This window comes from Anaerocolumna cellulosilytica (genome assembly GCF_014218335.1).
Lineage (GTDB): Bacteria > Bacillota > Clostridia > Lachnospirales > Lachnospiraceae > Anaerocolumna > Anaerocolumna cellulosilytica.
This window is the reverse complement of sequence record NZ_AP023367.1, coordinates 150,129-171,242: the sequence shown is the minus strand read 5'-3', so window position 1 is coordinate 171,242 and position 21,114 is coordinate 150,129. Positions and strand designations below refer to the sequence as shown.

The window sequence follows — 21,114 nt, the reverse complement described above, 5'->3', positions numbered from 1 at the left end:
TACTATTCCTCCTTCGCCTTACCATAATCCCATATCTGTTTTCTTCTTACATATCTTATTGGATACAATAACAAGAGTTAGATTGATAACAGAGTTAAAGAAGCCCACTGCTGTACTAAAGCTCCAGTTTGATTCCAGCAGACCTTTTCTATAGACATAAGATGATATAACATCTGCCGTATTATAGATACCGGGATTATACAAAAGAATGATTTTTTCATGTCCAAGGCTCATTACAGTACCTATTTTTAAGATGAACATCATAATAATAGTTACCATAATACTAGGAATGGTTATGTGTAACGTTTGTTTCCAACGGTTCGCCCCGTCAATACGTGCTGCTTCATATAATTCCTGATCGATGCCGGCTAAGGCTGATATATATATAATTGCACTCCATCCGATGGTTTGCCAAAGTTCAGAGATTACATAAGTAGGAACGAACATTTTTTCATGAGATAATAAGGAGATACCTCCCTCAGCAAGTCCCAAAGCAGATAACGCATTGGTAATAAATCCATTACCTCCTACGAACAGATGAATCATACTACAGATAACCACGGTCGAGATAAAGTGAGGCATATAAGAAAGGGTCTGTACCGTTTTTTTGAACTTTTTAGCCCGCACTTCGTTCAGTAACAGAGCTAGAATAATGGGAGCCGGAAAAGTAACTAACAAGGTGGATAAGCTGATGGTTAGAGTATTTTTTAATAATCTTAAAAAATAATAGGAATTAAAAAACTTAATAAAATGTCCCAACCCGTAATTATCAGCCCACGCACTCTCCATAATTCCTTTTGCCGGGGTATAATTCTTAAAAGCAATAATCAAGCCGTACATTGGTTTATAGGCAAAGATTATATAGTAAATCAAAACCGGAAGAAAAATCAGATATGCTGCATAATTCTTTTTTAAATCTTTTTTAAGACGTATACCAAATGATACATTGCATCCGGCTGCCTTTTTTGATTTCTTCATAGAACTCCAATCTGTGTAAAAAGCCAAGTTCAGCTGCTTTCCCACGTTTTCAATATGTTGATTATTATGTTTCTTACTGTTTGAATAAAAGGTTGAAATGTTTTTTCAAACTACACCCATGCATACCACTAGCTTGCTTGTGATGCTCCCCAATTTACTTTAAAAATTCTCTATGCCTAACCTGCCGGTTTTCGGCATAGAGAATGGATTGTAACTACTATCTGGAATTGTATTCGTCTACTGCTCCTTGTACAATTTCAATTAATCTTTCAACACCCATGTTTTTTAAGGTTTCAAGGTATTTGTCATAGTTATTAAGAGATTCCACACCTGTAATAAACTTCATAGTCATTTCATCCTGGTATGTTTTAATATCACTTGTTAAACTGCTGTATTCGCTTACTAAATCAGAAGAAATTGTAATTCTAGGTAGTTTATAATTTTTTGCATCATTATCTGTTAATCTATTTAATGCATCAATTTGTTCTTGTGTACTATAGTATTGTAATAAGTAATCCTTATCCTGTACAAATGGTCCGTTTCCATAAGCAAGCTGATATTCTGAAAGTGCCTGCTGAGAAGTTAAGCCGTCTGGGTTATTCATTACTAAATCTGTATAGATTGGTTTACCGTCAATCATTTCGTAGCTTACACCTTCAATACCAAAGTTATAAAGCATATGACCTTCTTCTGAATAACCATAATTCAAGAATTTTGCTGCTGCTTCCTTGTCTTCACATTCGGTTGTTATAACTGTAGTTCCGCCTACAACGTCTGTATTGTAGTGACCATACATTGCTCTGTCACCTTTTTGTGCTACTAAGTTTTTTAAACCAGCAAGGCTATAATCTGCTACGTCCTTATTCGTACTTAACCAGTTACCTAAAACACTTCCTACAGAACCCACAGATGCTCCTGCCTTACCAGTCAGCATATTGGAGGTTACTGTTGGTTCATCTATTGTAATAAAGTTCGGATCTAGCAATCCTTCCGTATAAAGCTTATTTAACCATGCTAATGCATCTTTATATTCCTGTTGATAAAATCCTGCTTGTACTTTTCCATCCATTAAGTAAAGCTCTCTTGTTACCAAATTAAAAGGAGAAGTGATAATACCTCTGTCTAACATAGTTCCTAAATTGGCACTGCTGACACTAAGAGGAATTTCTACACCTTTTTTCTCTTTAAAAGCTTTTAACATTTCATAGTATTCATCTGCGGTCTCAGGCAGCTCAATGCCTAATTCCTCACACCAGTCATCACGAATAATCAAACCGTAACCACCTTTTAAGATTTCATCTCCTAAGATAAATGCAAATCCAAAGATATCTCCGCTTGGCGTTTTAACCTGCTTTAATAATTCAGGGTTTTCATTAAGTACTCTCCAATAGTCCGGAGCATTTTCTTTTACAAATTCTTCACTCATACCATAGATAACGCCATCTTCAATGGCTTTTCCTTCACCGCCGGTATAGTTAAGCTGCCAGTTGTAACTGATGATGTCAGGATATTCTCCCGTTGCTAATAATAAATTCATAGCCGTTTTGTCTTCTACGTGGGTCATTTCTAAGTTAACACCGGTTTGCTTTTGCAGCTCTTTACCAAGAGGAAGGTCTGTAAAGGATTCATAACGTTCTTTCCAGGCACTTGCTGTTGTCATACCAAAGGTAAGCGTTACTGCACTTTCCTCTTCTGTAGTGGTGTTCGTTTTGTCTTCTGGTGTCTCCTTTTTTGCTCCACATCCCACGAAAGAAGTGGCAAGGATACCTGCTAATAATAAAGCAGCACCTCTTTTTAAGAAATTACTTTTTCTCATAATTACCTCCTATATTTTGTTGTCTTCACCTTCTCTACCTCGTAACAGGAGGAAACCCGTAACAAGATTGACACCCTAAGGATACTTTAAATTCTTCCTTCTTACCAGTGACAAAAGGGCAGAATGGGGGACAACCTTGCATTTTTGCCCCTTTTGTCCTCTATTCTACCTTTTTGTCCTTGCCCTTTTAAAGTGTATAATGCTATAATTCCACTGGGGAAAGGATTTGGAAGGTGACGACTATGCAAAGTGAAAATGGGTTTAAAAAGCAACGGTTCCATACCGGTAATAAGGTTCTGGTAAAATGGATCCTTTCAGGTTGTTTTATTTTATTACTGCCAATGGCTTGTATTATTGCTAACTTCTTTTATACAAAGGAGCTGCTAACAAAAAAAATTGATGAAGCCAATCGGGTTACATTGGCTGGCTTAAGAAACAGTATTGATATTCAGCTGCAATCTATCTTGGATGTTTCTCAAAATATTATTATGAATACCACGTTCTCCAACAGAGTCCTAAATGCTCGGAATGAAAATGAATTTTTAAACAGAATGCAGGATTGCCAGCAATTCTTAAAAAATTACAAGCAGTTAAATAGAAATATTGATATCTTTATTTATTTTCCAAACCGGGATTTTATTGTAACTCCTGAAACGGCTAATAACTCTTTCTTTTTATATAATACCATTGCTACTACGACCAAATCCAGTCGTAATATAACCTATGATACATGGAAAGAACTTTTAAAAGAACAGGTTAAAAACAGTTTTTTTATCGACTCACAATATAGTTATACGAATTATGGAATTGATTCTATTGTATTTTCAATATCAAGTCCATTTATTTATCAAGCGAAAAATCAATTTAATGTTTTTACCTCTGTTCCATGTACTTTTTTAAACGAATTGCTAAAGGACAATGAGGGCAGTACCATCCGTCTGTTAAGCAAGGACGGTGAAGTGTTAACAAGTTATGGTAAAGACCTTAAGATTTATGATATTCCAGAAGACGGCTTTATACCCCCAGATACCAATAGCGGGTACACTCTTGTACGAATAGACGGTGCAGATTATGTATGTTCTTATGAACAATCATCCGTTACGGACTGGTATTATGCTATTTATACACCAAACTCTTTATTTTTAAAGGAAACCATTCACCTTAGGAATGCCTCCATATTAACAATATTGGTGACCTTGTTACTTGGAATAAGTTCTATTATATACTTACAAATCCGTAATTACAGACCTATCGGCAAATTAGTGGAAATTGTCCCCTCTGATTTAAAGAAGCCAAATCATAATGAATTTGAGCTGATTGAGAAGTATTACAATACATTATACGAAGAAAACAGAACCATGAAGACAAAGATACAGTCTCAAAAAAATTATGCAAAAGAAATATTCCTACTCTCCAGATTAAAGGGACGCAGGTTTCACTTAAGTGATTCCGACGTCAGTGAATACTTAGAATGGGAGCAGGATAATAAACTCTTCTCCTTTGCCTCCTTTCATCTGAATCAAAATGATAAAGAAATATCGGCAATGCATTTTGACCTGCTGGAATTTTCCGTGGATAATGTTATGAATGAAATCTTTGGCAGGACGTATACCTTTGAGAAAGTTACAGATGAGATTTTCTTTGTTTATATCTTTTCCTTTGAGAATAAAGAGGACTCCATCCTCTCATGGGAAACAGACTGCATCTCTAAGTTCCAGCAGGTTTACGAATTCTTCCGTGATAAGTTTCAGATTAATTTATCCATTACAGTCGGAAACTTATTTGAGAATTTTGAGAATGCTTCCGATTATTATAATGAAATCTTAGATGCCTTTGAATACCGTTATGTAGTGGAGCAATACGGGGTTATATTTACACAGACTCTAGAAACTATGGATTTTTCTTTCGCTGAAAGGCTGCAAAATCACAGGAAAGACTTAATCATCTCTCTCACAAAAAAAGATATAGACAAAACAACCGCTCATATACAGCGTCTGTTTGAGGAACTCGAATCCACCAATGAACCATTCTTAATGCTGAAATATTATATATTATCTATTACCAGTGAACTATTATTGACCTTTAAAAATACCGGTAATTATTACTCCTATACGGAAGACGGAAGTACCAAAAAGACACCTTCCGGGCATTTAGAAACACACTTACAGCACCTTGCCCACAGTACGTCCATGAGTCAGGCTCACAAAGAGTTTACCTTAGTACTAAAACTGCTTTGTGCAGAACTGGATGATACAACGGATGCAGAGAATACTCTTTCAGAAGACTATGGCTTTATAGCAAAGATTAAAGCTTATGTCGAGGAACACTACAGCGACCCTAACATGAATATCTCCTCTATCTCTGAAGCCATTGGATTGAATCCGAAATACATGTCACGCCTTTTTAAAGATGCGACCTCCGAAGGACTGTTAGTATATATTAACTTAATTCGCATTACCCATGCAAAAAAATTACTCCAGGAGACTACTTCTACCATTGACGAAATTGCTGAAAAAACCGGATTTACCAATTCCAGATCATTCCGACGAAATTTCTTAAAGCTGGTTGGAATGAACCCGACCGATTTTAGAAAGTAATCTGGTTGAATATTTATGCTAGTTATGAGTCGGGTAGTTTATCAATGGGACTTGAACAGCCCTCTAGTTCCGGAAATGAATTCAGTCACAAACAGGCAAAAAAAATCAGGGCAGATAATACTCTGCCCTGCAAAACCCTAATTATAAAATGATACAAATATTCGAATGGATAAAATAATTAGTACATCTATTAATTTGTTTTACTACCGATTTAGGCTACTCTTACGTTAGCAGCTTTAATCTTATTGGTTTTAGAATCTTTCTCAATGTCAAAAGTTACTCTCTGACCTTCTTCAAGGCTTTTAAAACCATTTGATTCGATAGCAGAAAAATGTACGAATACATCTTCTCCGCCATTATCATTAGAGATAAATCCGAATCCTTTTTGTGAATTAAACCATTTTACTATACCATTGTTCATAATAGTACCTCCATTTTAATATTTGTATCATTCAAAATAAAAAAGCTGGCGTGCATACAACTCATTTAGATAATGACTTGTAATATCGGCCAACTCAAAATTTAATATGATTACTATAGTATAATATCACAGATATTCATAGATGTCAACAAATATTTACAAATTTATTTAAAACCCTCTTTTCTCAGCTTTCAAGCATAATTATTATGTAAAGTATCCAATTCATACTATGAAATATTTAGTAAAAAGCTATAAAAGTAATGGTAATTAGCGGCGAATTGATTTAAAATAAATGGTAGCAGCAATGCAAGCGTATAAATAGTACAAGGAGATAAGAGAATGGACAAACAACACACATTCAAGAAAGTACAAAAGTTATTACTGGTTTTACTTGTTTTTACAATGGTACTTACACCCCTATTATCTGCACAAGCATCTGTTAAGGGAATCACCCTTAATAAGACCGATGTAATGTTAAAGTTAGGGGGAACTCTTCAATTGAAAGCTTCCTTTACTGATTCCCCTGTAAAATGGAGTACAGAAAATAAAAAGATTGCTACCGTAAAGAACGGGCTGGTTACTGCAAAAAGCACCGGTACTGTGAATATTAAAGTAACCAGTGGCAAGACTTCTGCTACCTGCAAGGTTACTGTATACCAACCTGCAAAGAAGGTCAAACTGGTACCTGATGCAAATCTACTCGAAGTAGGCGATACTTTTACAGTAACAGCCAATATTACCCCGGCTAATGCCACCTATCAATCCTTATCCTGGAGTGTAGAAAACACTTGGGATACGGTAGTCAAACAAGTTTCTAAGAATAAATTTAAGGCCGTTGAGGAAGGAACAGCAACCATAGTAGCCTATCAAAAGGATACCAAGAAGGAATACAGGCTGGAAGTCACCGTTAAAGAAGCATTAGGGAGCTTTCACATTGAAAGCAATTCCAGTAAGATTACTTCCTTATCAACCTTTCCCGGCGGACATATCATTATAAAAGGTGCTATGGATGAAACGGAAGATTACTGGTATGATAAAGAAACCACCTTTAAGTATTCCGTGGAAGATAAAGCAATCGCATCGATTGATGCGCGAGGTCAGATATCTGCCATAAAAAGCGGAAGTACTACTGTAACTGTAACTGCACCAAACGGTAAATCAAAATCCTGTAAGCTTACAGTAACCAGTGATTCTAAAGCATTACAGATGGAAACACTGTACGCAGATAAGTTTTACCAACCGATTGGAGTGGGTAACTATGGTTCTTGGGGACGATACGGCGGTTCTGACAAAACCTTTGTATTTAAGCTTTCAAATGACCAAATCGGCGTATTCACCCGGGTTGCTGATGAAACCAGTCAAAAGCTGGAACTGAATCTATATGATAAGAACCTAAACTATATCAGCAAGAAGACAATCGCCTTGCCTTATACAGAATGGGGTGGTCTTCATCAGGGCGAAGACGGCAATTATTATGCCGCCGTAGGTCAAAAGAATAAAGAACAAAACAATTCAAAAATTGTGTATTCAATTATAAAAATGGATAAAGATTTTAAGGAGCTTGGAAGATGCAACATCACCGGAAAAGAAAGCAATACCGTAATCCCTTATGATGTAGGCTTCGCCAGAATGACAATGGATGGAACCGTCTTAATTGTACATGCTGACCGGGAAAGGTATACCTCCGATGACGGGTTGAATCACCAGTCAAATATTACCTTTATCATAGATTCTACCAGCATGACACAATTTTACGTAGGTGCTTTATTTCCCTATAATCATGTCAGCCACTCCTTTAATCAGTTTGTAAAGATGGATAGCGGAAATCTGGTGTATGTAGATCACGGAGATGCATATCCTCGCTCTGTTGTTATGCAGACACATTATAACTTTTCCGTAAATGGCTGGAGCGACAATTATAGGAACCGACCTGCCACCAACGAACTTGATTTAATGACTATTAAGGGAAGTACGGGAGATAATGAAACCGGGACAAAGGTGAATGGCTTTGAAATCGGTACCTATCATAATCTGGTTGCAGGTGTATCCATTCCTCATGATACCATTACGGATAATAATATCACTCCTTATAAAGTTCAAAATGTATATGTTTCTCTTGTAACAAAAGACGGGAATTCTTCAAAGTTAATCTGGCTTACTGACTATAAAGAAGGCGGGAAAATCAGTGCCAATACTCTGCGTATGGTGAAAATCACTGCCGATAAGTTTGCACTTATTTACCAGATACAAAAAGAAGATGCCTACAGCACAGGACTTATACTAATTGATTCCAACGGAAGCGTACTTACCAAAAAAGAATATGACACTTATTTTTCCTGTTATACGCAACCGCTGTATGATAACGGCTCCATTCTATGGATAGACAATTCAGGGTATGCAGAAGAATACTACTGGTATGATGAAACAGTATCAAGTAGTGCAGAACAGTGTCAATTCACCAGAATTTATTTAGAATAAACATACGTACAGTACTTTAATTCACTGTTTAAGACCTTACATAAATTACTTTTTAATAAAACAATGACAGCTGTATTAATCCGTTTGGGATTCTGACAGCTGCCATTGTTCCAGTCTATACTTCTTGTTTTTTACAAGGCATAATCCAGTCACAAATAATCTGCTTGGCTCCATTCTCAACCGCCGTACAATATCTGCTGACGGTATAAAACTCAATCCAGTAAAAATCTTCATAATCAAGTGCATAACCATTCTTTGGTACCATATCTGCGATAAGAAGATATGCATTATTAAGTATATCTTCAAAGTTCTCAGCACCAATCTGCGCCTTTACAATGGTTCCTCCCCGAATGATTCTTCCGGTCATTCCTTCCGGAACTGGTGTATCAGCCTTAAAAAACTTTCCAACTATATAAGTTTCTCCAAGCTCCTTATTGGATGGAAAATCAGCGGAGTACCCCAAACCAATACAATCTTCCATACCAACCTGATACTCTTTCAGTCTGGTCAGCTTGTCATCAAAGTGCTGACCAAAATATACATCCCAAAGTTCTCTGCCCTTTACGCCGTATTCTTTGTTACTTACTCCGATGAGAAGCATATCTTCTGTGTTCTCATACGCAATCTTTACCAATTCTGCCATAATCCGTTTTCCTTTCAAAACATAATAAGTGTCATTGTCAGTAAGGATTAGAGGTTTGAATCCATTTTCTTTTAATATTTTGGCAGTTAAGTGAATCGGAGGTACATGGAACTGTTCTTTAAATGCTCTGGTATAAGATGTACTGCTCTCATAACCGCAGGTAAAAGCGATTTCTGTTACATTAGCACTTCCTGCAAGAAGCATTTCGGCTGAGACTGTCAACTTTCTTCTTCGTACATATTCTGAAATGGAAATTTCACAAATATAACCAAAGATACGCTGATACACTCCCAATGGTATTCCTGTCAACTTGGATACTTTTTCATATTCGATATGAAATAAATCCTTTTCAAGTAATTCAATCACTTGCTGTGTTTGATTTAATGCATTCATCCTCATCTTCCTTTCCATTACATTCTACTTTAGTTATGTTTTTTCCGCCTTACATTTTATGTACAGATATTGTATTGCAGTGGGGTTGTGGCTTGGGGTTGTACGATTTTCTTTAAATAATTCTATCATTAAAAGTTCCAAAATGATATATCTTATGAATACAATGACTGTATGACTTACCATTGCACTATTTCTTGTTCTTAGTGACATATGAGTCCTTTCTTTGAAATTGATGAGTGATAGAATATACCGTCAATCCATTTATTGATTACAAATGTTCATTCATGCATTTGTCCTGATTATTATCTAAGAATGCTTTAGATAATAATAAATATATGCTATAATTAATTATGATTTTTATAAATTATAATTAATTATAAACTACCAAATGAGAAGGGAGAAGTTAAGAAACACAATCATCTTCGGGTTTCTTAACTATTTCAATATGAGTAAGACTCCAGCTTACAAACTCGTACACAATTCTTTAAAAAAGGCAATTCAGGAAGGGAAATATCCTGTCTCTGCATTTTTACCTACTGAACCTGAACTTGAAAAGCTTTTTAAGGTAAGCCGTACAACTGTAAGAAAAGCCATGGAACTGCTTAAAGAAGAAGGCTTAGTTGAGATTAAGCAGGGAAGAGGAACAATGGTTCTGGATTATAGAACAAAACAGGATATGAACAAAGTAACTTCTGTTACGGAATCCTTAAGACGGCGCGGCTTTGATGTTCGAACCAAAAGTATGTATATAGATAGTATTCCTGCAAGCGAAGAACTTAGTAATGAACTTGGAATAAAGCATGAAGATATGATTGTACGTATACAAAGGATTCAGCTTGCAGATGGTAAACCTGTTGCCATTATGAAAAATTATATATCTGCCCAACTAGTTCCGGATATAGAAAAGTTTACGAATAAATTCTCCGGCTTATATCAGTTTTTAGAGGAACAATATCAGCTTGAGATTCATTCCGCTTCTGATAAAATATATGCAAAATCAGCGGATTTTGCTGAATCCGAAATGCTTTCTGTACAGCCTGGCACGGCACTTTTATGCATACGCCGTATTTGCTATAAAGACAAGAAACCAATCTGTGTTGATGATGTCAGTATCATTGGAAATCAGTATGAACTGATTATTTCCATGAACGGACGCTGCAAATAGTACAGCAAATGCCGGATAAAAGAATTATGAAACCACCAAAGGAGGCCAGCAAATGCTGGCTTTTGAATTTTAAAAAGCTTGTTATATTTACTGTTAAAATAACGATACGCTTCCGCTCCTAAAAACCATGTAAAAATAAATCCAAAAACAATGAAAACATCATTATCATTGTTTTCATATCAAACGAAATTTTATTATTTATCTATAAAACATAATTATAATTAAATATGTTTTATGAATTGATTTTAAAAAGATAATGATGTATAATAGTTGCAAGATTGTTAATTATATAACAAACATTCTATTAAAATGGAAAAGGAGTTGTATCTATGAAAGGTTATGCCATGTTAGCTATTGGTAAAACAGGTTGGATTGAAAAGGAAACACCGGTTTGTGGTCCCCTTAACGCAATCTGCCGCCCTATCGTTCTTGCCCCCTGTACCTCTGATATTCATACCGTTTGGGAAGGTGCTATCGGTGAACGTCATGATATGATATTAGGCCACGAAGCTGTTGCCGAGGTGGTTGAGGTGGGAGCCCTTGTAAAGTCTTTTAAGCCTGGTGATAAGGTTATTATCCCTGCAATTACACCTGACTGGAATTCCGTTGAAGCTCAGAATGGTTATCAGATGCATTCCGGAGGGATGCTTGGAGGATGGAAGTTCTCAAATTTTAAAGATGGAGTATTCGGTGAGTTATTCCATGTAAATGATGCAGATGGTAATCTTGCTTTATTACCGGAAGGCATGGATCCGGTTGCTGCCTGTATGCTTTCTGACATGGTACCGACAGGCTTCCATGGTGCAGAGCTTGCAGATATTCAATTCGGCGATAGTGTAGCGGTCATTGGTATTGGTCCAGTTGGACTTATGTCCGTTGCTGCTTCTGCCCTCCGAGGAGCATCTCATATATATGCGGTAGGCTCCCGCCCGAACTGCATACAGCTCGCCAAAGAATATGGCGCTACGGATTTAATTAATTATCGTGAAGGTGATATTGTAGAACAAATTATGAAGAAAACGGGAGGCACCGGTGTTGATCGGGTTATCATTGCCGGAGGAGATGTTGATACTTTTGCACAAGCAATTTCCATTTTAAAACCAGGTGGAAAAATCGGCAATGTAAATTATCTGGGTGACGGAGATTACATAAAGATACCACGAAACGAATGGGGCTGCGGTATGGGACACAAGGTTATAGCTGGTGGGCTTATGCCAGGCGGCAGATTGCGAATGGAAAAGCTTGCATCTCTTATCACAACCGGTCGGCTTGATGCAGGCAAATTAGTGACCCACCGCTTTGAAGGCTTTGATAAGATTGAAGAAGCACTTCTATTAATGAAGAATAAGCCAGCAGATTTGATAAAGCCGGTTGTAGTGATAAACTGGTAATCGTACTTACAAGATTAGGGTATCTCAAATGGATTATGAGATACCCTATATCTATCTTTATCTTTCTGATATTACATCTTCTTTCTTTGTGCAAGCATAAAAAACTTCATCTACGGTATTAATTCATCTAGCAGTAATTAACAGCCGTTATCTTATGTAATGAAGCCAGCAAAATTACTAGAAATCTAGACATTATAAACCTGCAAAGCCGTAATACATTTTAACTATAACAAATACTATACTACAATGATTTTCAATTCCGGTGAAACAACAAATTCTGCCTCTGTTACCCTTTGTACTTCTTCTACGGACAGACCTGGGGCAATCTCCTTTAATACCAGACCCTCTCCCAAAATCACATCGAAAACTGCCATATCTGTAACGATGGTCTTAGCCACATGTATGGCTGTCAGGGGCAATTTACATTTTTTTAATATCTTCGGAGAACCGTCTTTGTTCACATGTTCCATTGCTAATATGACTTTTTTTGCTCCCACAACTAAGTCCATAGCACCTCCCATACCCGGAACCTTTTTACCTGGAATCATCCAGTTTGCCACATTACCCTCCTCATCGACCTCCAAGGCACCTAATACAGTAATATCCACATGCCCTCCACGGATGATACAAAAGGAGAAGGAGCTGTCAAAAAAACTAGCACCTTTTACGGTTGTAACGTAGTTTCCGCCTGCATCAATGCAATCAAGTCTTTCTTCTCCTAAAGCCGGTTTGGGTCCCACACCAAGAATACCGTTTTCAGCCTGAAGCATAATTTGTACATCTTCTGGTATGTAATTTGCAACCATGGTAGGCATTCCGATTCCTAGGTTTACAACATCACCGTCTTTCAGTTCCTTTGCAATCCTTTTTGCAATAAATTCTCTATTATTCATACATTTATCCCACCTTTACAATAGCATCTACAAATATACCGGGAACATTAACATAATTTGGGTCGATTTCTCCTGCCTTAACGTAATTTTCCACTTCTGCAATTACGTAATCCGCGGCTGTTGCCATTACAATGTTAAAGTTACGTGCAGAACCGTTTATAACCAGATTACCTGTTTCATCGGCCTTATGAGCCTTAATAAATGCTACATTTGCTTTTAAGGGCATTTCTAGCAAATACTCTCTTCCATCGATATCTATTTTTCTCTTTCCCTCTTCTACAACGGTTCCGATACCAACTGGCGTTAATACACCTCCAAGACCAGCTCCGCCTGCTCGAATTTTCTCTGCAAGGGTTCCCTGCGGAAAGAGCTGAACCGATGCTTCACCCGTCATAAGAAGCCGTCCTGTCTCGGGATTTGAACCAATATAGGAGGCATATATCTGTTTTACTCTGCCGCTTTTTATTAGCTCATAAATAGATAATTCTTGTGTCCCTGTGTCGTTGGAGACAATGCTTAAATTACCTGCAGAACTGGTATCAACAAGCGCGGATACCAGATTTTGGGGATGGCCTCCTGCAAGAAACCCTCCAACCATAAGTGTATCTCCGTCCTTTACCTTTCTAACTGCTTCTCTGGCTGTCATTAATTTATTTATCATTTCTTAGCCTCCTTTGGATTACTTTAAATAATCATACAAAACCCTTGCATAAGGTAATGTTAAATCCACAATAAAGTGCTTCCCTTCCACACAGTTTTTTACCGGCAAATCTGCTACAGGTGCATTAACATGGGATGTCAGGCTTAATCTGGCAGGCCCTGACCAGGAGCCTTTTACCATTACATTCTCCAGATTATACGCTGCTAGCTGGGCAATTTTAGGCCGTCCCTCCACATCTGGAATTAACTTTAGATTGACCTGGGTTTTGGATATGGTTTTAGCAATAGCCTGTTCATCCAGGATGTTATACTTATAAGGCATTGTCCCCAAAGCTACCAATATGTTATTGTAGTATAAGGTACCTGTTAATGTTTCCGTCTCTTCCACCCTGAGGCTTGGTTTTCCCCATTTTTTAGGAAATCCCCAGATTTCACGACCTCCCAAAATGGCAGGACCATTATTCAGATACATCTGGGCTGTAAAATTACAGGGTTCCCCTTCATAAGTACAGGGAATTACAATTCCGCTTTCCTCATAGCTTCCAAACCCCGAAGAATCTGGCATCTTAATCCACTCGTATAAAACAATATTACTTCCGTCGGGCTTTAGGGGTTCCGGCACAGCCTGTCTAATGGCTTCCTGATCTGATTTATAGCTGATTGTAAAATATTCCCTGTTGATAAAACGGCATGGCGGACGTCCATAACTGGGACTGGCTGCCGGCATAGATTGCAGGGATAGAACTTCATCCTGATTCATACACTTCTTCCTTTCTATATAAATCTTAATGGATAATCTCGAAACAATGTAATGGTTTTACCAATACCGTCATATGCAAAGACGGCTTCTCAATTACCTTTAGAGTTTTATAAACTGCGCATTCATGATACGGACGGTTACTTTTAAATCATTGCATTTTCAACTAGCATGGCTATTCCCATACCACCTCCGATGCAAAGGGATGCCACTCCATAGCGGGCGGAGCTTCGTATCATTTCATGCACCAGAGTAACCAATATCCTGGCACCGCTTGCACCCACTGGATGTCCGATTGCAATTGCTCCTCCGTTGACATTCATTTTCGCTTTATCAACCCCAAGTTCTTTGGATACTGCCAGAGCTTGCGCTGCGAATGCTTCGTTTAATTCAAACAGGTCGATATCCTCAACCGATAACCCTTGTTTTTTGAGAAGTGCAGAAACCGCCTTGACCGGTCCAATACCCATGTATGCAGGGTCAACCGCAACAAGGGTATAGCCCAATATATAAGCTGACGGTTTTAAACCAAGCTCCCTGTATTTGTCCTCTGATACTACAAACATACCTGCCGCACCGTCACTTATGGGTGATGCATTACCGGCAGTCACCGTTCCATCTGTCTTAAATACCGTTCGTAAACCTGAGAGTTTTTCTATTGAGGTATCTGCTTTTACGTGTTCATCCTCAAAGAAAACAATTTCTTCCTTTTTCTTTTTTATTGTTACGGGAACAATCTGCCCTTCAAATAGTTTCTTACTTTTTGCTTCTGCTGCTTTCCTATGGCTTTCATATGAAAATGCATCCTGCTCAGGTCTTGATATATTATATTTTTCTGCAACGTTTTCTGCGGTGATACCCATATGGTAATTATTAATAGGACAGGTGAGTCCATCACTAACCAGGCTGTCAATTACTTCTCCATTGCCAAGCCGATAGCCGTTTCTGGCATTCCTTAAAAGGTAAGGTGCATTGGACATACACTCCATGCCTCCTGCCAATACGAGGCTGCTCTGTTCCGCTACAACGGAGTTGTAAGCGAGCGCAACCGCATGAAGACCTGAACCACATACCGTATTAATGGTTGATGCTGGTACTTCCATTGGTATACCTGCCTTTAATGCAGCCTGTCTGGCAGGATTCTGTCCAATACCTGCCTGCAGAACATTACCCATATACACCTCTTCAATGAAAGAACCCTCTAAATTACTTTGATTCAAACACGCTTTCATAACCGTTGCTCCCAGCTCAGGAGCACTTAAAGATGAAAGCGTTCCGTTGAAGGAACCTATTGCTGTTCTTAAGGGGTTAACCAAAGCTACTTTTTTCATATGACATTCTTCCTTTCCTTTGAATAGTGGGTCAGTTGTCAACAAAACTTATTGAATCTATAACAAATGCGTTGATAGCTGATGGATTAATAGTTGTATCTATGCATTTCCCCAATACACCTCATAATACCCTTTCCGTGAAGCTAAAATTTCCTCAATTTTTTTACTGCCTTAGGCAATTCCGGCTGGTAGCCAATAAAAAAGCAACAGGTATTCGCTTCCTTTACGGTTGACTTTAAGATTGCTTTGGACATCAGTTTCAGGGATAACCTTTCTAAGTCTTTTTTCATCATTTACACCTATTATGTATCACCTCTGTATACAGAATTGATACTGCCACCAAAAATAAGTCAAAAGAATCTAATTGTGGCAATCCTTTCTTATAAATATTTTCTTTCAACTTTCGATATGATGCCGCTTAAATGCGCTTATAGACATCACAAACACTTTTCTCATGCCTCTCCCCTTTCTGTATTCATTTATACTTCCCAGCTATTTCATATATTTTACAGCCGTATTTTGCCACTTCTTTATCTTAATTTCAATATAAGTCGTATAACTTACAGTTTTTATGTATAACTAACAGAGAATATAAGTTTTTCATTCTTCTTACAGATCACAATTTACTTAGGAAGGGGGTCTGATTTAATGAAGCAAAATAAAAATAGCCCCATGGTTCTCCTGCATTACTGCCTTAAGACTATTACCGGTTAACTGTACCGCTAACAGCTTTCAGACAGTGTATGACGAAAAAACCATAGAGCTTTATATATTCTACACCTTGGCATTAACTTATAAATAATATTTTAAAAACCTTTTATCTATTAAAGATTATTTTACAACTGAATTTTTGGTTTTCTTCCTCTAAAACCATACTTCCATTGTACTTTCTGACTATATTTTCTACGTTAAGCAGACCTATTCCGTGGTCTTTTCCTTTCCTTGATACTGGTTTTCCATGATGCCATTTCTCAATTGGCATGGAACTGTTACTAATATTAGTAACAATAAAATCTTGATATCCATCCAGTTTCATATCAATGTATTTGTTTATGATAACCATATCACATGCTTCTATTGCATTATCCAGTAAATTTCCGAATATGGTGGTAACTTCCATTGGCTCCATAAAACTAAGGTCAACCATGCCTATTTGTAAATTAAATGCAATATTACGATAACTAGCAATTTTCTTTTTATCATTTAATAAAACATTTAACAGCGGATTATTTGTATATTCTTCCATTGCCAGAGGTAACAGCATATTACTGATTTCCTGTGTGTAAGTGATAGCGATTTTACCTTCCTTCGCCTGATACATATTCTCAATCATCTTTAAATGTTTATTGACATCGTGAAGAATTTTAACAGATTCATTATATTTTTCTTCCTGCTCTGCATAATATTCGTACTGCAGCAGGGACTGCTGTTCCAAAAGTCTCAGCTTAACCTTAAGTTGGTTGTACATTGCTGCAAATCTGGCAAAATACAGAAAGTATAAATCTGCAAATAAGATAAAGCCCATATTAATTAATAAAAGGATACGTTCCGTCTGGCTGTTTATTTCACGAATAACGGAGATAATCACAGCCAGATTGACAATACTGAATAAGATTATGATAACCTCAACCCAAATTTCCGTTTTTGTAAATCTTCCCACAGAATCTTCCCGCCAAAGCTTTGAAATTACCAGATAATAAAATATCAAAACAACTAATTTAGAAAAAGTAATTTCCATACTTTCAATCATATTGGGTTGTATATTATGTATATCAAATCTCCATAAAATAAATTCCAGTATAATAACGCCAACCGTTTCACATATGGTCAATATAAAAATCAATGCCGGAACTTCCAAGACCCGGTATATATTTTTTTTGTTAGGATTCTCATATAGCAAAAAATTTATAATACCAAACAATAGTATCCAACTTGCTATATTAATAATTGGATGCTTCATCGCTGTAATGCACCCGATTAGAAAACATAGTACCACTTTAGCCAGAAAATATAAGAAACGGCTTTCATATATTCTTTCATTTCTTTCTTCTATAAATTGAAATAATATCATACAATTAACCAAACATGATATGATAATACCAAATAAAAATATAATATGATTCTCCATCTTTTCTCCTATAGACTGCTATGTATGAACTGGTTTAATTTTTTTCGGAATTCAGCTGATTTTTTTTGGGAAACAGGAAGTACTTCATTACTACCGTCAAGAAAAACCTCATAACCTTTAATTTTTTTGACATGTCTTAGATTTACCAAATAACATTGATGACAGACGGTAAAATCATATAACTTCATCTTTTGGGCCAATTCTTTCATACTATACACGAAGAAATATTCCTCTTGTTCCAATCTAATTTTTATTTTACGGTTTAAATATTCAAAATAGTAGATATCGTTTACTTCGAAGTTCTTAATTCTAGTTTCTAGTTTGCCCTCTTCTGTAATTTCTACAACTTCAAAGTTTATTGTTTTCATTTTTTCTTTTTCTTCTTTGATGTATTGTATAATTTCATTCAGCTGATATTCTGCTTTTTCCTTTGTAACCGGTTTTTCTAAATAAGCAAAGGCATGTACCTTATTTACTGCTTGTATACAATACTGTTGATAGCTGGTGGTATAAACTATTTTTACATTTCTATTCATTTCCCGCAGCTTCCTGCCAGCTTGAATCCCATTTATACCATCCATTGCAATATCCAAAAATACCAAATCAAATTTTATACGAAATGCCAGCAATTCTTCCCCTGAATTATAACAATACATTCGATAAGACATACATTTCGTATCCATATAACCTTTTACAATTGCTTCTATTTTTTTAGAATCTTTTGTGTTATTATCACAAATAGCAATAGTAAGCATCCATATCCTCCCCTTATAATAGTAGAAATTTCATACTCTCATGTACTCCCTTCATGTAAAGCAGAATTTTATGTTATATTATGGCATATATTTACTAATAATTCCATATCTTTTCACTTACTTTTTTATTATAGATTTGGTAAAAAGAGCTCTTGACACATGACGAATGTACTTCACAATGACAATTCGATTTTTTCTATCTCATATTGTGTTTGTATCATCAGCCATATACTTGTTATAAAGGACATTATATTCCATATGGAAATCCCCTGTAACCCATAACCTCGCATATATTCTAACATGGGATATATAACTCTGCTGTCTTTAAACCATGCCATATATTCATGTTTATTTTCAGTATACTGAAAATAAGAAGAACGGGAAGGTTCATTGAATTGGATGATGGAGCTTGTATTATTAGCCAATTCTATTGCTGCATTATAATTTAAGAAGTTAACATAAATGATTGCTGCAAAATAGGGAAACTCCCATAGATACCCGATAACCGAGATATCCAGCATACATTTATTCGGTGGAATCAGTTCCATAGCTTTAGCTACAGTCTGCATAACTGCATCAAAAGGCAGGGTACTTATAGGTAGAATCTGAGGGTATCGAAAGGCATACGTTAAACGGTACAATATATCATTTGCTGCCTGGCTTAGACCTGTATAATCTACTCCATTATATATAATTCCTGTTGACACTTCAAAAGTACTTGGTGCTATACTAACAGTTACAGGATAGCCCTCACCATTTAGACACTCGGTTATATTTGCTATAAAATCCACGTAAGGCTGCCTATCCTCTGGCTGTATATACGGCGTATCAATATTTATGCCATAATAACCTTTATCCCTGAGAATGGTCAGGATATCAGAATAAAATTTATTTTGTATTTCTATATTCGTAATTAAGATATGCGCCACATCCATATCTACGTTATCCCCTTCATGGGGCGCAGTTATAAACATAATTGGAGCTACACCGTACTCCTTAGCGATTTGAACAATTTCCGAATCATCCATATCAATCAGGGTCCCATCTGGTGCAATTTGATAGGAATAAATGGTCAGATAGGTTAGATACGGCAAAGTTTTTAGAAGTGTTGCCCTGTCAATAAAAGGATAGGCAAATCCATTGGTTTTAATTGATACCGTTCGACTGTCAATATAGCTTAACACTACTTCTTCTCCGATATACAACTCCCTGTTTGATACATTCGGATTATTCCGGAGAAGTTCCATTACATCCACTCCTTGCGTTATTGCAATACTTTCTAAGCTATCTCCTTCTTGTACAATATAGGTTTGATTTGGTCTGATAATTATAAGTGCCTCACCCATTGTTAGGTTATCCGGATGCATGATATCATTTTCAACTATTATTCTTTCTGGAGATACACCGTATCGGTCAGCTATGGTGTAGATTGTATCACCAAATTGGACTATGTGAATATTCATTCTTATCCTCAAATCGCTTCTTATCTTATTAATATAATATGACCACTCTTGCAGAAGTTGTTATACTTCTGTCTTTCCTTCGCCTCTGTTTTTTTATTCATAACTGGCACGAAAAAACGATTATCCTATACTCAGAAATTTAGACTTATGCTATACATTACATAGTATATGTGTCAAGAGGTATTGAAAAATAATTTGTTGCATCACAACTTGGTAACCCTAATTCATTGTATGCTTTAAATCTACAAAACCACATTGAGTCATCACTTGACAACCCTCATTTTCATGCTATACTAAAACAGTTACAAATGCCCTAAAAACAAGGTCTTTATGGGCAAACAAAAGAGAGACATAAAACTCTTCTCTTTTGTTTTATAAATCGTGTGTTCGCGACCTTCCACACGTAAAACAAAACTAAAGGAGAATTTCATAATGAAAATGAAAACAAGGTTAATTACCCAAGCTGCTATAATTGCAGCAATCTATGTGGTATTGGTTCTGGTTTTTAAACCCATTGGTTTCGGTGAGATACAGGTTAGAATTGCAGAAGCCTTAACCATACTACCCTATTTCACACCCGCTGCCATACCTGGTGTAACCATCGGCTGCCTACTTGGCAATCTGCTTGGCGGAGCAAATATCATAGATATAATATTCGGCTCCCTGGCGACTCTAATCGGTGCCGTCTTTTCCTATCTGCTCCGAAGACAAAAATATCTGGTGCCGCTTCCTCCGATTATAGCCAATATCCTAATCATTCCCTGGATACTTCGGTATGCCTACGGACTGCCCTTTACAATTCCCTTCTTAATGTTAACGGTAGGTTTCGGTGAGGTGATATCCTGCGGACTTCTGGGATTATTGTTATTATTTACCCTCCAAAAGTATAAGCATGTGCTTTTTAATGCCTCCTATTAAACTCACCTCTGTGTGCTTTAGTGCTGTTGTATTGTACACAAAAAATCAAGATGTTGAAAAAACGTCTTTTGATTTTCAACCTGACTTAAGAAAAATTAATAAAGTTCTAATAACTTAACATATACTTATAACTCTTTACTTAAGTTCACTGCCGGTTGTTACCGCTAGATAACTCCGGCAGTGTTTTCTATAAGCCCTGTAAACATTAGGTTCCTGGCTCTTTAAAACTCCTTCCGCACAAGCCCAAAATACCTTCAAAGATTTTTTTTCAGCACACTTTTAGAGATTTTTTAATCAAATTATCATCTATCTTTAGAAAAAGTTAAT

The 21,114-nt window shown here is 36.6% G+C and carries 17 protein-coding genes; 5 read left to right on the top strand and 12 right to left on the bottom strand.

The annotated features are described in order from the left end of the window. Window positions 1-18 precede the first annotated feature (18 nt). Both acsn021_RS00710 and acsn021_RS00705 read right to left on the bottom strand, forming a co-directional pair. On the bottom strand, window positions 19-978 hold the full coding sequence (locus tag acsn021_RS00710; RefSeq protein ID WP_184093019.1) for an ABC transporter permease: 960 nt from the start codon (window positions 976-978) through the stop codon (window positions 19-21). Window positions 979-1,195: 217 nt separating this feature from the next. Next, a complete protein-coding gene (locus acsn021_RS00705; RefSeq protein WP_184093020.1) occupies window positions 1,196-2,794 on the bottom strand; it encodes an extracellular solute-binding protein in 1,599 nt (532 codons plus the stop codon). 242 nt (window positions 2,795-3,036) lie between these two features. Between acsn021_RS00705 and acsn021_RS00700 the strand changes: the two genes are divergently transcribed. Beyond that, the gene (locus acsn021_RS00700) at window positions 3,037-5,391 is read left to right on the top strand and encodes a helix-turn-helix domain-containing protein (RefSeq protein ID WP_184093021.1); all 2,355 of its coding nucleotides are present in this window, start codon (window positions 3,037-3,039) and stop codon (window positions 5,389-5,391) included. A gap of 211 nt (window positions 5,392-5,602) precedes the next feature. Here acsn021_RS00700 and acsn021_RS00695 read toward each other — a convergent pair whose 3' ends face one another. Further along, window positions 5,603-5,812 (bottom strand): cold-shock protein, encoded by a 210-nt coding sequence (locus acsn021_RS00695; protein WP_184093022.1) that lies wholly within the window; start codon window positions 5,810-5,812, stop codon window positions 5,603-5,605. Window positions 5,813-6,151: 339 nt separating this feature from the next. Here acsn021_RS00695 and acsn021_RS00690 point away from each other — a divergent pair, with 339 nt between their 5' ends. Further along, complete coding sequence (locus acsn021_RS00690; protein ID WP_184093023.1) at window positions 6,152-8,290, top strand: Ig-like domain-containing protein; 2,139 nt, start codon at window positions 6,152-6,154, stop codon at window positions 8,288-8,290. Between the two features lie 115 nt (window positions 8,291-8,405). Here the strand turns inward: acsn021_RS00690 and acsn021_RS00685 are convergent, their stop codons facing one another. Further along, window positions 8,406-9,326 (bottom strand): helix-turn-helix transcriptional regulator, encoded by a 921-nt coding sequence (locus acsn021_RS00685; RefSeq protein ID WP_184093024.1) that lies wholly within the window; start codon window positions 9,324-9,326, stop codon window positions 8,406-8,408. A 445-nt stretch (window positions 9,327-9,771) separates the two neighbouring features. Here acsn021_RS00685 and acsn021_RS00680 point away from each other — a divergent pair, with 445 nt between their 5' ends. Further along, on the top strand, window positions 9,772-10,491 hold the full coding sequence (locus tag acsn021_RS00680) for a GntR family transcriptional regulator (RefSeq protein ID WP_184093025.1): 720 nt from the start codon (window positions 9,772-9,774) through the stop codon (window positions 10,489-10,491). Window positions 10,492-10,820: 329 nt separating this feature from the next. Next, window positions 10,821-11,882 (top strand): NAD(P)-dependent alcohol dehydrogenase, encoded by a 1,062-nt coding sequence (locus acsn021_RS00675; RefSeq protein ID WP_184093026.1) that lies wholly within the window; start codon window positions 10,821-10,823, stop codon window positions 11,880-11,882. Window positions 11,883-12,118: 236 nt separating this feature from the next. Here the strand turns inward: acsn021_RS00675 and acsn021_RS00670 are convergent, their stop codons facing one another. From acsn021_RS00670 to acsn021_RS00635, 8 genes are all read right to left on the bottom strand, one after another. Next, window positions 12,119-12,775 (bottom strand): 3-oxoacid CoA-transferase subunit B, encoded by a 657-nt coding sequence (locus tag acsn021_RS00670; RefSeq protein ID WP_184093027.1) that lies wholly within the window; start codon window positions 12,773-12,775, stop codon window positions 12,119-12,121. A gap of 4 nt (window positions 12,776-12,779) precedes the next feature. After that, window positions 12,780-13,436, bottom strand: coding sequence for a CoA transferase subunit A (locus acsn021_RS00665; protein WP_184093028.1), 657 nt, complete (start codon window positions 13,434-13,436; stop codon window positions 12,780-12,782). An 18-nt stretch (window positions 13,437-13,454) separates the two neighbouring features. After that, window positions 13,455-14,195: an acetoacetate decarboxylase gene (locus tag acsn021_RS00660; protein ID WP_184093029.1), complete on the bottom strand. Its 741-nt coding sequence runs from the start codon at window positions 14,193-14,195 to the stop codon at window positions 13,455-13,457. A gap of 143 nt (window positions 14,196-14,338) precedes the next feature. Then, window positions 14,339-15,523 carry an acetyl-CoA C-acetyltransferase gene (locus acsn021_RS00655; RefSeq protein ID WP_184093030.1) on the bottom strand — a complete coding sequence of 395 codons (1,185 nt, stop codon included), beginning with the start codon at window positions 15,521-15,523 and terminating at the stop codon, window positions 14,339-14,341. 143 nt (window positions 15,524-15,666) lie between these two features. Then, entirely contained in the window at window positions 15,667-15,813 is a 147-nt protein-coding gene (locus acsn021_RS00650) for a cyclic lactone autoinducer peptide (RefSeq protein WP_184093031.1), read from the bottom strand. A gap of 527 nt (window positions 15,814-16,340) precedes the next feature. Continuing rightward, entirely contained in the window at window positions 16,341-17,651 is a 1,311-nt protein-coding gene (locus acsn021_RS00645; RefSeq protein ID WP_184093032.1) for a sensor histidine kinase, read from the bottom strand. Between the two features lie 8 nt (window positions 17,652-17,659). Continuing rightward, a complete protein-coding gene (locus tag acsn021_RS00640; RefSeq protein WP_184093033.1) occupies window positions 17,660-18,406 on the bottom strand; it encodes a LytR/AlgR family response regulator transcription factor in 747 nt (248 codons plus the stop codon). 173 nt (window positions 18,407-18,579) lie between these two features. Then, window positions 18,580-19,869, bottom strand: coding sequence for a LysM peptidoglycan-binding domain-containing protein (locus acsn021_RS00635; protein WP_184093034.1), 1,290 nt, complete (start codon window positions 19,867-19,869; stop codon window positions 18,580-18,582). A gap of 432 nt (window positions 19,870-20,301) precedes the next feature. On the opposite strand from acsn021_RS00635, the gene acsn021_RS00630 reads away from it, so the two are divergent. Then, on the top strand, window positions 20,302-20,787 hold the full coding sequence (locus tag acsn021_RS00630; protein ID WP_184093035.1) for a QueT transporter family protein: 486 nt from the start codon (window positions 20,302-20,304) through the stop codon (window positions 20,785-20,787). Window positions 20,788-21,114: the final 327 nt, after the last annotated feature.

Coding starts and splice junctions, on each gene's coding strand:
- acsn021_RS00710 (WP_184093019.1), bottom strand. CDS start 978: ATGAAGAAATCAAAAAAGGCAGCCGGATGCAATGTATCATTTGGTATA.
- acsn021_RS00705 (WP_184093020.1), bottom strand. CDS start 2,794: ATGAGAAAAAGTAATTTCTTAAAAAGAGGTGCTGCTTTATTATTAGCA.
- acsn021_RS00700 (WP_184093021.1), top strand. CDS start 3,037: ATGCAAAGTGAAAATGGGTTTAAAAAGCAACGGTTCCATACCGGTAAT.
- acsn021_RS00695 (WP_184093022.1), bottom strand. CDS start 5,812: ATGAACAATGGTATAGTAAAATGGTTTAATTCACAAAAAGGATTCGGA.
- acsn021_RS00690 (WP_184093023.1), top strand. CDS start 6,152: ATGGACAAACAACACACATTCAAGAAAGTACAAAAGTTATTACTGGTT.
- acsn021_RS00685 (WP_184093024.1), bottom strand. CDS start 9,326: ATGAATGCATTAAATCAAACACAGCAAGTGATTGAATTACTTGAAAAG.
- acsn021_RS00680 (WP_184093025.1), top strand. CDS start 9,772: ATGAGTAAGACTCCAGCTTACAAACTCGTACACAATTCTTTAAAAAAG.
- acsn021_RS00675 (WP_184093026.1), top strand. CDS start 10,821: ATGAAAGGTTATGCCATGTTAGCTATTGGTAAAACAGGTTGGATTGAA.
- acsn021_RS00670 (WP_184093027.1), bottom strand. CDS start 12,775: ATGAATAATAGAGAATTTATTGCAAAAAGGATTGCAAAGGAACTGAAA.
- acsn021_RS00665 (WP_184093028.1), bottom strand. CDS start 13,436: ATGATAAATAAATTAATGACAGCCAGAGAAGCAGTTAGAAAGGTAAAG.
- acsn021_RS00660 (WP_184093029.1), bottom strand. CDS start 14,195: ATGAATCAGGATGAAGTTCTATCCCTGCAATCTATGCCGGCAGCCAGT.
- acsn021_RS00655 (WP_184093030.1), bottom strand. CDS start 15,523: ATGAAAAAAGTAGCTTTGGTTAACCCCTTAAGAACAGCAATAGGTTCC.
- acsn021_RS00650 (WP_184093031.1), bottom strand. CDS start 15,813: ATGAAAAAAGACTTAGAAAGGTTATCCCTGAAACTGATGTCCAAAGCA.
- acsn021_RS00645 (WP_184093032.1), bottom strand. CDS start 17,651: ATGGAGAATCATATTATATTTTTATTTGGTATTATCATATCATGTTTG.
- acsn021_RS00640 (WP_184093033.1), bottom strand. CDS start 18,406: ATGCTTACTATTGCTATTTGTGATAATAACACAAAAGATTCTAAAAAA.
- acsn021_RS00635 (WP_184093034.1), bottom strand. CDS start 19,869: ATGAATATTCACATAGTCCAATTTGGTGATACAATCTACACCATAGCT.
- acsn021_RS00630 (WP_184093035.1), top strand. CDS start 20,302: ATGAAAATGAAAACAAGGTTAATTACCCAAGCTGCTATAATTGCAGCA.